This window comes from Bacillus sp. AFS001701, assembly GCF_002559405.1.
Taxonomy (GTDB): domain Bacteria; phylum Bacillota; class Bacilli; order Bacillales; family Bacillaceae_G; genus Gottfriedia.
Genome location: NZ_NTZO01000041.1, coordinates 1 through 12,803, shown reverse-complemented (window position 1 = coordinate 12,803; position 12,803 = coordinate 1). Strand labels below are relative to the sequence as shown.

13 protein-coding genes are annotated in these 12,803 nt (G+C 31.7%); 7 read left to right on the top strand and 6 right to left on the bottom strand.

The window, feature by feature from the left end; genetic code table 11:
- Window positions 1-460 precede the first annotated feature (460 nt).
- Together CN514_RS04160 and CN514_RS25505 are read left to right on the top strand one after the other, a co-directional pair.
- Complete coding sequence (locus tag CN514_RS04160; protein ID WP_098231513.1) at window positions 461-1,150, top strand: PBECR4 domain-containing protein; 690 nt, start codon at window positions 461-463, stop codon at window positions 1,148-1,150.
- A 144-nt stretch (window positions 1,151-1,294) separates the two neighbouring features.
- Window positions 1,295-1,438 (top strand): hypothetical protein, encoded by a 144-nt coding sequence (locus CN514_RS25505; protein ID WP_176525786.1) that lies wholly within the window; start codon window positions 1,295-1,297, stop codon window positions 1,436-1,438.
- A gap of 43 nt (window positions 1,439-1,481) precedes the next feature.
- Here CN514_RS25505 and CN514_RS04155 read toward each other — a convergent pair whose 3' ends face one another.
- Window positions 1,482-1,757 (bottom strand): hypothetical protein, encoded by a 276-nt coding sequence (locus CN514_RS04155; protein WP_098231512.1) that lies wholly within the window; start codon window positions 1,755-1,757, stop codon window positions 1,482-1,484.
- 315 nt (window positions 1,758-2,072) lie between these two features.
- Between CN514_RS04155 and CN514_RS04150 the strand changes: the two genes are divergently transcribed.
- Window positions 2,073-2,819: a hypothetical protein gene (locus tag CN514_RS04150; protein ID WP_098231511.1), complete on the top strand. Its 747-nt coding sequence runs from the start codon at window positions 2,073-2,075 to the stop codon at window positions 2,817-2,819.
- 92 nt (window positions 2,820-2,911) lie between these two features.
- Here CN514_RS04150 and CN514_RS04145 read toward each other — a convergent pair whose 3' ends face one another.
- Complete coding sequence (locus CN514_RS04145; protein ID WP_098231510.1) at window positions 2,912-3,367, bottom strand: GNAT family N-acetyltransferase; 456 nt, start codon at window positions 3,365-3,367, stop codon at window positions 2,912-2,914.
- A 307-nt stretch (window positions 3,368-3,674) separates the two neighbouring features.
- Here CN514_RS04145 and CN514_RS04140 point away from each other — a divergent pair, with 307 nt between their 5' ends.
- Window positions 3,675-4,076 (top strand): hypothetical protein, encoded by a 402-nt coding sequence (locus CN514_RS04140; RefSeq protein ID WP_098231509.1) that lies wholly within the window; start codon window positions 3,675-3,677, stop codon window positions 4,074-4,076.
- Between the two features lie 92 nt (window positions 4,077-4,168).
- Here CN514_RS04140 and CN514_RS04135 read toward each other — a convergent pair whose 3' ends face one another.
- Window positions 4,169-4,810 carry a hypothetical protein gene (locus CN514_RS04135; RefSeq protein ID WP_098231508.1) on the bottom strand — a complete coding sequence of 214 codons (642 nt, stop codon included), beginning with the start codon at window positions 4,808-4,810 and terminating at the stop codon, window positions 4,169-4,171.
- Window positions 4,811-5,087: 277 nt separating this feature from the next.
- Between CN514_RS04135 and CN514_RS04130 the strand changes: the two genes are divergently transcribed.
- The 3 genes from CN514_RS04130 (at window position 5,088) to CN514_RS04120 (ending at window position 8,320) form a co-directional block, all read left to right on the top strand.
- Complete coding sequence (locus CN514_RS04130) at window positions 5,088-5,816, top strand: recombinase family protein (protein WP_098231507.1); 729 nt, start codon at window positions 5,088-5,090, stop codon at window positions 5,814-5,816.
- A gap of 411 nt (window positions 5,817-6,227) precedes the next feature.
- A complete protein-coding gene (locus tag CN514_RS04125) occupies window positions 6,228-7,559 on the top strand; it encodes a CCDC174 family protein (protein WP_098231506.1) in 1,332 nt (443 codons plus the stop codon).
- Window positions 7,560-7,999: 440 nt separating this feature from the next.
- Window positions 8,000-8,320 (top strand): hypothetical protein, encoded by a 321-nt coding sequence (locus tag CN514_RS04120; protein ID WP_098231505.1) that lies wholly within the window; start codon window positions 8,000-8,002, stop codon window positions 8,318-8,320.
- 42 nt (window positions 8,321-8,362) lie between these two features.
- Here CN514_RS04120 and CN514_RS04115 read toward each other — a convergent pair whose 3' ends face one another.
- The 3 genes from CN514_RS04115 to CN514_RS04105 all read right to left on the bottom strand — a co-directional run bounded on the left by CN514_RS04115 (window position 8,363) and on the right by CN514_RS04105 (window position 12,359).
- The gene (locus CN514_RS04115; RefSeq protein ID WP_098231504.1) at window positions 8,363-9,397 is read right to left on the bottom strand and encodes a hypothetical protein; all 1,035 of its coding nucleotides are present in this window, start codon (window positions 9,395-9,397) and stop codon (window positions 8,363-8,365) included.
- A gap of 86 nt (window positions 9,398-9,483) precedes the next feature.
- Window positions 9,484-10,683: a tyrosine-type recombinase/integrase gene (locus CN514_RS04110; RefSeq protein WP_176525785.1), complete on the bottom strand. Its 1,200-nt coding sequence runs from the start codon at window positions 10,681-10,683 to the stop codon at window positions 9,484-9,486.
- 1,226 nt (window positions 10,684-11,909) lie between these two features.
- The gene (locus CN514_RS04105; protein WP_098231502.1) at window positions 11,910-12,359 is read right to left on the bottom strand and encodes a hypothetical protein; all 450 of its coding nucleotides are present in this window, start codon (window positions 12,357-12,359) and stop codon (window positions 11,910-11,912) included.
- Window positions 12,360-12,803: the final 444 nt, after the last annotated feature.

Here is a 12,803-nt window from a genome sequence, read left to right as displayed (position 1 = left end):
CCCATAAAGTAATCAATTTTTTCTAAAAATGTAGTATTTTTTCTTAAAAAAATGTATGTTTTTTCTTGAAAGAAGGAATCTTTAATGATAAATTGGATATAGTAATAACACGGAGTCGAACATTTTCGATTCGCTCGGGCGGGTAGCCCTGAGTGCCCCACCGGTGGAAAGAGGATCACATCAATCCTTGGCCTAGAAAATAAACCGGAAAACGTGCTTTACTTGCTACCTTCATAATATTTTTTCAATTCCAACACCCTGATCATTAAATGATCGGGGTGTTTTTGTTTTGTTAAAAAAAATTTAAACTTGAATTTTTAATTTTAAAAGATTAGATTAGTATAAATTGGAAAATTTCATTGGCGAAACTTTCTTAATAGTGAATATTTTTGCTAAAATAGAAGAGTCGAAACCAATCTAAAAAAATAAATAAGGCTAACTAGGGAAGAGAGGAAGAATATTGGGCTACAGCGCAACGGAACTATACGAATTACAGAAGAAACCAAAACGAAATAAAATTACAATCCAATTATTGCAGGAATACTATGAAACTTATTTAAGACCATTTAATTTTCGTTATGAATTATCGGACGGCACATTTATTAACCTGAAGTTTGATAAAAAACGTTTTAGCCATTTGCTCGGCGTAGAAACAGTTGCAAAGTCAGTATTTAACAATGAAAATCAGTTAAAAAGATACCGAGGAGAATGGGCTTACAAACGGATTAAAAGTGGAGAAATTACTGATTACCATCTTCGAACATTACATCAAGGTGTATTTTATAGCAAAGCGCTTAAAGGCAAATTTCTTTACTTTTATCAAATCCCGCACATCCTCTTGTCTCACAAAGCAATGTTTAAATTCAAAAAGGTACAGGGAAGTAATATCGAGTGCGAAATTTTAATTTATGATATCGCACACGGAGTTTGTGTACATCTTGGTATTGAAAAAGACGCTGCTGGACATTATGTTCCTAGAACCTTTTTTGTTGACCAAGATACTAAATTTGTTGATGACCAAACTACTGAAATTGAGGTTGATGCAATTGAGCAAATTGATTTATCGAATAACAAGGTTGTTCGTTCAATCAATTTATACGATTTACGTAATGCAGCTCCGAAAACTTCGGATGACGAAACAGATAAATAGGACGGGTATTAAGGGCGTAGCTGAACTGGCTACGTTTTTTTATGTATCTATCTTTCAATTAATAACTTATTTTAGTAAGAATGCTTATAAATTCCCCTCTATCAGTCAATAACATTAGTAATAAGTCATTCGGGAGGTATTTCGATGAAATGTAGATACTGTGAGAAACCGATTAAAAATACAAAAAGTGTTCAAAAAAATTTAGGTCTTTGTACGAAATGTTATAACTGGGATAAAAAATCTTTTGCAGAAGGATTTAAATACAATGGTTTATTAAAAGCTAAATAAATGCATTAAAAAAAGCCTTTCAGATGAAGGCTATTTTTTTGCGTTAATAAACGACTTTGTTATTAATAATTAATGGTTTTACTCGGTATTGCTCTACTTTGTTGAATTGGTCTTGTAGCCAGTTTACAACGTTTGGTGAATCCAATGCTATGCGTAACAATTGATCCGACATTTCTGATTTAGTCATACCACAAGAAACTGCTAACATCGATAACTTCTTGTTGTATTCATTGTTAATTGAAATGCTATAACGCACACAGCGCTTTCCACCTAACGACCTTTCGCGTGCTGTCTCAGATCTATTTTTTATTGTACTCATTAATAGTTCCTCCTCACTTGATATACCAGTTTTTATAAACAATTAACTGCACCAGTGAACCGCGTCTAATAAATAACTATGCTTGTCTTATTGTATTCAGTACTATTTTTAAGACGTCCCCCCCATCACTTTCTCAACCCCCACCATTATTTTTCCCTTAGGTTTTTCAAAAGGTGAAAGTGCTTCAGTGAAATCGGTGAAGCGCAACTGCACGATTTATTTGCCGGAGCTGGAAGGACTATCTTTTGTAAAAATTTGTATTGCTGCAAGCGTTAATATCTTATAATTTAAGAAAAATAGTAGGAGAAAAAGACATTGAAGAAACTTGTAGGATTTTTAGTAGCATTAGTAATCATTCTAGGAACATTGTTAGCCATTACTTACTCTAAATTAAATGAGGAAATAGTAAAGGGAAAGAAAGAAACAATAAAAACTACGACAGTAGAAAAAAAGAAGACAGTTGCAAGCGATAAAACTTATCATTTTAAAGATGTAGAAAAAATGGAAAAAGCTGCATCTGTACAAGAAGCTTTTGAACGAATCTTTGGGAAAAATCGTTTATTTGATGATTATAAAGCTAATGATGTGTATGATGCCAAAATAAAATACGTTTTAAACGGTGTTTACGACACTAAAGAGATTCCGGATGATCAATGGGGAAAATACTTTCCGGGGAAGCAATATCTTTTTAATAGTATAGGAATTGCTATTAAAATGAAGCCAGGTGTAGATACTCGTATGGAAATGATTGATTTCCTGCATTATTTAAAATTTAGTGGATTAACACAACCTCATACCTTTGAAACAACCCTACCAGAAGATTCTGTAAAAGTATTTACGATAAGCCCTAATTTACCAGAAAAGTTACCAACTTTTAATATCAATATGAATGTATTTCAACCAATCAAACCAGGAATGAATACACCAGTTCCACATCAAAAATGGTCGATAAGTAGCGATGTAATTGAAAAGATAGATTTTAGTAATAAAGAAGACATACTTAATCAAATTACGATGTATGGAAATTTCGAAGGAGTTAACCCTTCAGGGATGAAAGAATAATTTTATTTTAAATACAAGAAAAACCACCTATTATAAGGTGGTTTTTTTGCTCCTTAAATTTATCAAACTATCGCTAGTTGTACAACAAACTACTATCTATGACCAACTTTACGAGCTTGTATATAGCCATAATATGTACAAGTCCCTTTCTTAGTTAAGTCATTTAATTCAAAACCACACTTTTCGTAGAAATTGAAATTATTTGAAGAGGTATGAGCAAACCAATCACCGTGAGGGAGTTTTTGAACACAAAGTTCTACTAACTTTTTTCCTATACCTTTACCGCGATATTCTGATAAAACTATTAAATCCATAATAGAAGCAGCCATTATTTTATCTGATATAACCCGGACCATAGCAATCATTTTATCATTATCCCAAACAGTAAATGCCCAAGAGGAGTTTTTAAAGATTAAAGAAAACTTTTCTTTTTGCCAATCTGGAGTGTTTCTAGCCCATCCAGCATCTTCGAACAACACTTCAACTTGATTAGCCGGTACTCCTTCAGTACCTTCCCTAATTACTAGACCATTGAAATACTCATACATATTATAACTCCCTTTCTTTTTTACTTTTTATATACTACAATTTTGGTTCTTTTTCCTTTTAAATATTAATGAATTCTTATTTAATTACACTGCCATTAGTGTAATAAAAAAAGACCACAATATTGTGATCTTTACTTTTTGTTAAGTAACTAACGCAGTGCATTAGTTGTACAAGATCACAAGTCGTTAATGCGACTTTTTTTATTCACTTATTTGGCAGAATTGAAGAAGGTTTTTTTCCTTTTAGATATAATTAATATTAAAAACAAATTGGTTTAATGGAATAATCGAACAAGTGAGGGGTTAGATGATAGAAGATTTAGATGTTAGATGTCATTTATATGGAGACAAATTTTCTCCAAAAAAGGTAGAAGAATTAACTGGAATAAAATTAATTCAGAAAAAAGAAGTAGGAGAAATAGGTACAACAAAAGGTCCTTTTAATGGACAACCTGTAAAGTATGGTTCTGGTGTTCTATGTCCACCTGATGGGATAATGTATTTGGATTATAATAATAAAATTTATTGGGTTGTAAAGGCATTATATGATTTTATAGATGATATTAAAAAATGTGGAGTAGATGAAATTGATTTAATTATAGGTGTATTTTATAAAGAACAATGCAATTTTGTTTTAGAACCAGAAGCTCTTAAGTTAATAGGAGAGTTAGGTTTACATTTATCGATTAGCTGTTACGAAAACGAATAAATGGACTTATACAACTAACGCTTGCGATAGTTTCATACTTAAAAAGCCAAAAGCATCTTAATGTTGGAGATATTTTTGGCTTTTTATTATATTTAGTCTTCTTTTGCGTAACGTAATATTTCAGCAGCAGCTGTTACTCGTGTCATCGAATCCTCAGAAAGTAATTCCTTTTCTAAGACACCTAACGCTTTATTTACTAATTCATTTAAATACACATCCGGTTTTTCATCAGGATCTTCCAACCATTTTTTTAACCCGGATCTTTCATAAGGATATTTAAACTGGGTAATGGTCCCCCTGTTCCTTAGCAATTCCTGAAGCTCTGAATTTAAATCTGCTTTGTTAAGGATTATCAATAATTCAGCTTCTCTTTGATGACACATTCCATCAACGTCATTATCCAATTCCTCTATATACTGGTAATTTCCAACCTGAAACACGAAAACTTGATCAAGATGATTAGAAATTAAGACCAAATCATCTTTTTTCATTGTGTTCACAAATGCGTTGACTGCTCCCAGGTAAGTCGCCAATTGTTGCCCTTGATAGTTATATTTTTTCTCTAAACGCTCTCTAATCTCATCCTTGCTTACGCTCGTTAAGTCTCCGATTTCAGGCCATCCAATAGCGACAAATGAAGGACCATTTTCCGAAGTACCAACAAATTCATTAAATCTTTCAGTTCCGTGAGGCTTCGATTTCATTTGAAAAATATTAACATTTATATTGTTCATTGTTACTCCTCCTTAACCCTAACGATATCGTGAGGGCTGATATGAATTAATTGTAATGCATTATTTTCCAAACGTCAACCCTGAATCATCCTGATGATTCGTCACGGTTAAAAAGTGTTGAGAATTTAATTTTTTTTCAATTTAAATAGAAAAAAGGTAATTTTTTACTTAAATATGCAGGAGATTCCAAATATAAATAGAATGTATTTTATAACGCTCGTTGGAACGGACGTAAAAATAGTATTTTTTTAGATTAAAAGGGGAGTCGGTAAGACCGATGAAAAAAGCAGTTGCTTATTATCGAAAATCAATTGAAAGAGAAGCAGAAAAATCTATTGAAAGGCAAAAAGAAGAAGTACGTATGTATGCAGCTGAAAATAATATTGAGATTATCGAAGAATTTTCTGAAGTAGCTTCTTCTGCAACGATTGAAAGAGAAGAATTTAAAAAAATGATGGATATGTTCAAAGAACGAACTGACGTGGACTATATTTTAATTCATAGATTTGACAGAATTTCTAGGGACCCTATGCAAATGGGTTATATCTTTACGATGTTAGATGAATCATACAAAGTGAAAACTAGACCACATTCAATTACAGAGGATAATGACTTTGGTAATGATCCCACTAAGTTAATGATGGTATTAATGAAATCATACGGAGCTGCAATTGAAAGATTAGCGATTGTAGATCGTTTGCAAGGTGCTAGAAAAAGGAAGGCATCTAAAGGCGGTTTTATTGGAGGGACACCTCCAGCTGGTTACATATCAGTACCTGGTACCGGTAAATTAGAAATTAATGAAGATGAAGTGTCGTTGGTAAAAACAGTATTCGAACTAAGAGAGAAAAAACTTTCGATGAATAAAATTGCTGCTAAATTAAACGAGTTAGGATTTAAATCACGTAAAGGTTTAAAATTTCACGCTCAAACGGTGCATCGAATAATTAAACACGAAAAATTATATAAAGGCGAATACGAAGATCCAGGGATATTGAATACATAAAAAGATAGTACAGTAAATTTTTTCACTATTATCCAAACGTTTGCTAGAATAAAAAAAAGGGTTCTACCTAGAACCCGACAAATTAATATATTATTCTATGACACAAAATGATAGAATTAAAGAAAAATAGATATATTACTAGAAAATTCCAGTGAATTCATTAGAATAATCAAAAATAAGACAAAAAAAGAAACCGTTGTTGGTAGCAACGATTTCTTGGTGTAACACAACCCACACTCACCTGGCAGTGAAAAGGGGTAATTAAATATAAGTTTATATGTTTAATATACTTTGTTATAGGGTATATTTCAAGTATTTTTATTTAATTCCTTTTTGCTAAAAAAGAAAAATAGTGGGTAGTGTTACACCTTGTCTGATTCCATTTTTAGGAACGGGAGAGGTGTATTTTTAATGTCTGCAATTGCAAAGTTAGCAGAGTTTAGTAACCATTTTAATGAAAGAATAGATTTAGAAAGTTATTTATACAACTTATTAAAAACAAGAAAAAGAAATACATTTTTCTTTGTTTGTACGGTTGATGGAGATGGTTCAAACTTCAATCAACGCTCATTTCACAAATCAGAGATAAACAAAGCCTTGGAATTTATAAAAAAGAATCAACACAAACGTATTTTTGTACCTACTACTCTATTTGAATCTAGAGAGCGCACAGAAGATAGTATAGGTCAAATTAGGAAGATTTTAATTGATATAGATCCATATAAATCAGAAAAATATTCATCAATGTCTCCTGAAGAGGTTGTTGAAGATATGCAGGTTAACCTTTTTGCTACAGAAAAGATACCGACACCAAATGTCGTTACTTACTCTGGCGGAGGATTTTATTTAGAATATCATCTTCAATTCACACCAGGAGGCAATGTTTTATTAAAAAGACGAGTAGTTGCTAAAATTTTGTACGAAATGCTAAAAGAATATGGACCTGATGCTAAAAGTCTTGATGCACCACACGTTTTTGGTTTAGCAGATACTACAAATTGGAAATACGGAAAGAATAGTGTTGTTAGATCATTTAAAAATGATTTACCAGAGTATTCATTAGCTGGCCTTTCAAGAAGTCTTCCTAATCTTTGGGATGTTTGGAAAGTAAATAAGAAGATTAAAGTTGAGAAGGACATTAGAAGGCCGAAAACAAGCACAAATTCAGTTGCTAAAGTGATGCCTATACATAAAGAAAGAACATTAGCTTTTGATCACATAGTATCTATTAAACAATTAATTAGAGCTCGTGATGGAGAAATGACTGGATATAGGGAAATGGCTGTTTTCTTTGTACGTAATGCTTATCATAAGATGCATTCAAAACGCTTCTATGAAGGTGATGAAACGCTGTTTGAAGAAAGCTTACAACTAGCTTTTGAAGTTAATAAAATGTTTAAGGGACGTTTAACAGAAGATGAAATTACCGAAGGTACTTTAAATACTAAAAAACTATATAACTTCAAAACTGACACGATTGTTGATTGGTTTGATATAACAATGGATGAGCAGATCAAGATGAAAGTGAAAACGAAAACGGCAAAAAATGAGAAATCTAAACGTCAAATGAGAGAACTTCGTGAAGAACGTGGTCAAACCAGAGAACAACGTATTGAGAGAGATAAAAGAATGATTGAGAGATATTTTAAGACGAATCCTGATGCATCTAATGTACAAGCCTCGAAAGACTTAGAAATATCTCGACCAACATTGATTAAATATAGAAAAGAAATGAATATTTAAGGTGTAAAAAAACTGTTACTTATGTATTTAAATATATAACTTTAGTTCATACGTTTTTTGAGGTGAGGATGTAAAATAGTCCTTACTTCTTTTTTTATACGGAAAGTGTCCGGTGGCTGTTACTTATGTATTTAGTAGTGTAAAAAAACTGTTACTTATGTATTTAATATATAACTTTAGTTCATACGTTTTTAACTGGTTTAGACACAGAATGATCTATGAACAATTGTATAGATCTTCTTAGTGCATTGTTAGGGGGAATTTTCCACCACGAATTTGAGGATATAAACTTAGTACCTCTATTGAATTAGCGAAGCGTTTAGTTTATACAGGTAAGTAGGACAATTATAAGTTTTTTTACACTGAACATAGGTATCACCTTGAATTATTATAAATAGTGGAATATAACTTCATTTAATTGAACTTATTTGGAGGAAATTATGTCATATTTAGTTGAAAAGAAAAAGGCGAAAAAGGAAATTATAGATAAACTCCAATCTGGTAAAGCCACTAGAGTTTTAACAATTGCTTTTTGTGAATTTTGTAAATCTAAACAAAAAAAGTGGGATGTTTATCTTGTTTGTATGGATAATAAAAGATATTTAGATAAAAAAATGCAATTGTTAATTGGTGATAATGCTGAATTCATTATGAGCTGCACTTCGTGTTGTGAAAAATATGGTATGAAACCTTTATGGAATGATCAAGCAGGCGAGTGGGATGGTGTAAACGAAGCATTAAAACAATATTTTGAAAAATAATTGTTTTAATGTACAAAAAAAGCGCGAATTGAAATCGTGCTTTTATTTTTGCTTTTTCTCTGGTGGAGTGTAAATAAAGAAATCTTTATTTGAAGTAATAGCTTTATCCTTTAGTTCTATAATGCGTTCTTTTTTGCTTCTAACACTTTCGTATACATTAGAAAATTGGTTACCTATAAATAGTTCGCCAATTGTGGGATGGATAGTATCGTTTTCACGATCTATAAAGTATCCTCTTTCTAGTATTTTATCTTCTAAGTATCTTGATACAGCAAGTATAGGATTAACAGCCCCATAACCTAAATCAGTAAAGTACGTATGATCAACAAGAACATTAGGATTAGGGAAATGTTCATTGATAATATTTTTTGCTTTATCCATTCGTTCTTTCAAAGCATTAATGGTTTCATTAATTTTCTTAAGTGATTCATCTGTAATATCACCAAACAAATTAAGGAGAAGATGATAACTTTCAAGAGTTGGAATAGATTTTTCAAGTTCTTCAATAACATCTAAATGATTTTGGTAGGTTTGATTTGAGGTATTCATACCGAAGTTATGTTTAACTTTGAATTCAGTTTTCCAGAATGTTTGGATCCAGTCGATAAAGTTATTAATAATATTTTGAACATCGTTGCTATATTTTAATTCCTCAATTTCTTTATACATCTGTAAGAATTTATTCTTTTTCTCAAAAAATTTATACTTTTTCCCCTTATGGTCATAAGCAATATAAATAGTTATCTTTTTATCTATTTCTTCGTGTGCGTGCTGTAGGTCATTTGATTTTGTTGTTGCTTTGCCTCTTTTATATGTAATGATGTAAAATCCGCATCCCATATTTTCAATAACATAGTCTAATAATTTCGCTTTAAAACCGATTGGTCTAATGATTTTTTCTTTAAAGATGGGAATTATGATATTTCCGTTTGAAAGCAAATCTGCATTATGTTCAATTTTCGCATCATTCTCATCAAAGAAAGTTTTACGCCTTAAGATAGGGTCTCTATTGAGATCCTTTTCTATTACCTGAAATGGTATATGTGGTTTGTATTGTTCTAATGTTTTTAAATCCAATAATATCACCTCCATTTTTCATAATGGATTATATATAAAACTCTGATTAAATATAGAATTTCCTCTTAAAAAATGACCTTTATTGGTCATTTTTTATTGTAATACTCCTGCACTTCCTTGAAAGTTGTATAAAAAGAAGTAATTACATCATTTCTGAAGTGCCCAAGATCTACTGAAGTAAAGAAAATTGCATACTCTTCCCTTGTTAAATCACGTTTAGTAGTACGATCCTTATTAATTCGCTCTCTAACTATCTTCAATTTTTCTATAATTTTTGGATTTTCTTCTCCTCTTTTAGAAACATAACTATCTATTGATGATTTGGTAGGGAATTGATTGTAGTACTCACCAGTTCTCTCTACCGCGAAACCTTTTCTAAAGATATGTAATGAAGCTTTTTTTTCAACAGGTACCAAAATATGCTTACCATCTTTATCTTTCATTTTGACCATTTCAGTCCTAGTTAAATGAGCTCCAGCTTCAGCTACTACCTTACTAATCTCTTTTCTTATCTCTTCAACTGACTTAAATGTTCCATCCTCTTCTCTTTTCAATGTAAATATAGGTTGGTGGTCCTTTTTTCCTTTTACAAGACTTGCAAGATACTTCATCGTTTCATCAGACAGCCTCACAGTCCTTGTAAGGCCTCCTTTATCCTTTTTGAATGTAATTGTATTCTCTTTGAAATTAATGTCCCTTGGGCGAAGTCTAAGGATTGCAGAAACACGCCCTCCAGTTTTGAATGCAACATTTGAAACGTTATATGCTACTTCTCTTGTATCAGTGCTATATCCCGACTTTTTAATGTTATCCAATACACTTTGGCATTCTTCTGGCGTTGCTCTTAGTACCTTCGATGCCTTTGATTTGCGGATCACATATTGTTTTTTCATTACTTCACGTATTTTATCGGGTTCTCCAATGCTAAATTTGTTATCGTAGCTAAAAACATTCGTTTCTTGCACCCCAAGATTGAAGAATTTTAATGCAGCTACTAGCGTTTTTAAGTTATACGCCTGACTTGTATCCGCACCGTGGAACAAATCTATCTTATCTTGGATAATTACATTCACTTGAGCATTCGATATATTGCTAATGTCCGATACTTTGAATCTTGTATGGCATTCTCTTACAAGACTTGTAACCATATCTTTATAAGTTTTAATTGTGCGATCAGATACACGACCTCCACCAACTGAAATCCCTTTTCTACTCATCTTATCGAATACCTTATCAATTTTCTTAATTGATGCTTCTAATCGTTTTGGATCTAATTTTTTACTCACTATAATCACCTCACACCATAAAAAGGCAGTCGGAGCCTCGCTCCGCCGTTTTTGGATCAATTTTGAACGAAAATTTCTTTTCATTCAAAATCGACCCAAAAACGAAAAATGCAGCTCCCGTTATTTGTAATTTTCTAAGCTCCTGGTTTGAAAATTTTCACTCTCATAGATACTGCCGCAAGGCGGTGCAGTATCTATTTTGAGCGATATTTTCAAACTTCGTCGCTAAGAAAATTAGCAAAACGGGGCCCTCACCAGAATTCCCTACCGGGAAACTCTGGTTAAGTCGCAATTTTTTATTAGACATAAAAAATTGCCACTTAACCGAGTTTCCGCCGTTTGACGGCTCAATGCTATACTAATTGCTTCGCAATTGTATATGCAAAAAATCCATTGATGCTTTGCATCAAATCGTCGTTTCACGACTCAATCACTCGTCACTTCGTTCCTCATTGCTTACCTTCGGTAAGTTCCGTTTAGCCAAATGGTTCGCTTTTTTAAGAGTTGCGATTCTCCCCCTAGACATTGGTTAACGAGTTTCCTCTACATATCAATGTTGCGATTGTTCTCATTTGTTACTAGTGTTGCTTGAGATACATTATATTAACTGCTCATTTGGTTGGCTTACCAGGTTGAGCGATGCCATCGGTGGACACCATTTACCTTTATTTTTTAATTAAGTGAATGTCAATTACAAATTGTGTAGATGTATTGTGTCAAAATTCAAATTACCTGTTTGTCGCTAAAACTTTGCTTAGATTCGTCATTTTCAATTGCTCCTTTTATTTATTTTATTAGTTTTTTTATAGATACATAATCCCGAGGAATTATGCTGTACTTCTCTGGTGAGAAGCTTTTTACAACCCGAGGGACGTAAAAATTTAAACAAAATATTTCTAATATTTTAATTGATTTTTTTTAAAAAAGTTGAAATATTAATAAATGTAGGTATTATGAGTGTGTCAAAAACAAATTGCTTAGATTTTATTTATTTTTTTAATTTACAAATATCGGATCCTATTCGATTTATTTTCAATAAAACCAAAAAGTGAGGTACTTTATGGACTTCGCTTGCAGAGAAACTTCGGTTCCTCTGCTTTTTTTTTATAAAAAAGGCTCTGTTAATATAAATTGTAGATTTTTGAAAAAAAGAAAAAGACCACAATTTTTGTGGTCTTTGCTTTTCCTTATTGAACTAACGCACTACGTTAGTTGCATAAGAAATATCAAGAAATAGGATATTTATCTAAAGAAACTACTAAATTCCTTAATCCCTCAATCTCTTCACTACCCCACTTTTTTCTATCAATATCTCTTATAACTTTTTTGGCTGTGGTAAGTAATGAATCCCTTAACTGACTAATGTTACATATCACTTGAAATTCAATAGTTTTTCCATCAAAACAAGATAATTCGATTTCATCATTTGTTATTTTCTTAGCCAAAATAATAGGCGTTCCATCCATAAAATCAAATTCATAGGTTCTACCTATATCTGATATAATCAACGATTTTAGCGATTTAACCCACCAAGATAAATTGATAACCACAAAATCAGACCAATTTTCATCTGGATAAAATTTATGAAAATCAATCATAAAATAAATAATACCTGTAATGTGATTTGACTTATTTAAAGAGTCTAAATCGACCTTAACTTCTACGTGCTGTAACATAATAAACCATCCTTAAGTATTAAGATTAATTAAACCAGCAGTGTACCTAGTTCACTTTATTTACTTCAATATATTGAGTCATTTTTCCTTTTTTCTTATTCCACTAAACTGCCATTTTGTTGAATAAGAAAAAGCGATCTTCTATTGAAGTATCGCAAGTATTAGTTACATAAGTACCTTCACTTTTATATATTACTACCTCTTTAACTTTTTAACTAAATTAAAAATACCTAAACCTACTAAGAAGAAAAACAATAACGTCAACAACGTACCTATTAAACTAAAATTCCCCATATTACACTCTCCTTAAAAATGTATTTTCATTTAAATTACCAAATCTTGTTATTAACATTAGCAGTTGAGTAAATATTTGTCATTTGGGGGAATTTCTCCTTTTTTCATCTAAATTTAGTCAATCCTTCTTCAACTAAACTGCCAGTTAGT

Bases quoted from the DNA above. Each gene is read 5' to 3' on its own strand.
- CN514_RS25505 (WP_176525786.1), top strand. From the start codon at position 1,295: ATGAAATGTAGATACTGTGAGAAACCGATTAAAAATACAAAAAGTGTT.
- CN514_RS04155 (WP_098231512.1), bottom strand. From the start codon at position 1,757: ATGAGTACAATAAAAAATAGATCTGAGACAGCACGCGAAAGGTCGTTA.
- CN514_RS04145 (WP_098231510.1), bottom strand. From the start codon at position 3,367: ATGTATGAGTATTTCAATGGTCTAGTAATTAGGGAAGGTACTGAAGGA.
- CN514_RS04140 (WP_098231509.1), top strand. From the start codon at position 3,675: ATGATAGAAGATTTAGATGTTAGATGTCATTTATATGGAGACAAATTT.
- CN514_RS04135 (WP_098231508.1), bottom strand. From the start codon at position 4,810: ATGAACAATATAAATGTTAATATTTTTCAAATGAAATCGAAGCCTCAC.
- CN514_RS04130 (WP_098231507.1), top strand. From the start codon at position 5,088: ATGAAAAAAGCAGTTGCTTATTATCGAAAATCAATTGAAAGAGAAGCA.
- CN514_RS04125 (WP_098231506.1), top strand. From the start codon at position 6,228: ATGTCTGCAATTGCAAAGTTAGCAGAGTTTAGTAACCATTTTAATGAA.
- CN514_RS04120 (WP_098231505.1), top strand. From the start codon at position 8,000: ATGTCATATTTAGTTGAAAAGAAAAAGGCGAAAAAGGAAATTATAGAT.
- CN514_RS04105 (WP_098231502.1), bottom strand. From the start codon at position 12,359: ATGTTACAGCACGTAGAAGTTAAGGTCGATTTAGACTCTTTAAATAAG.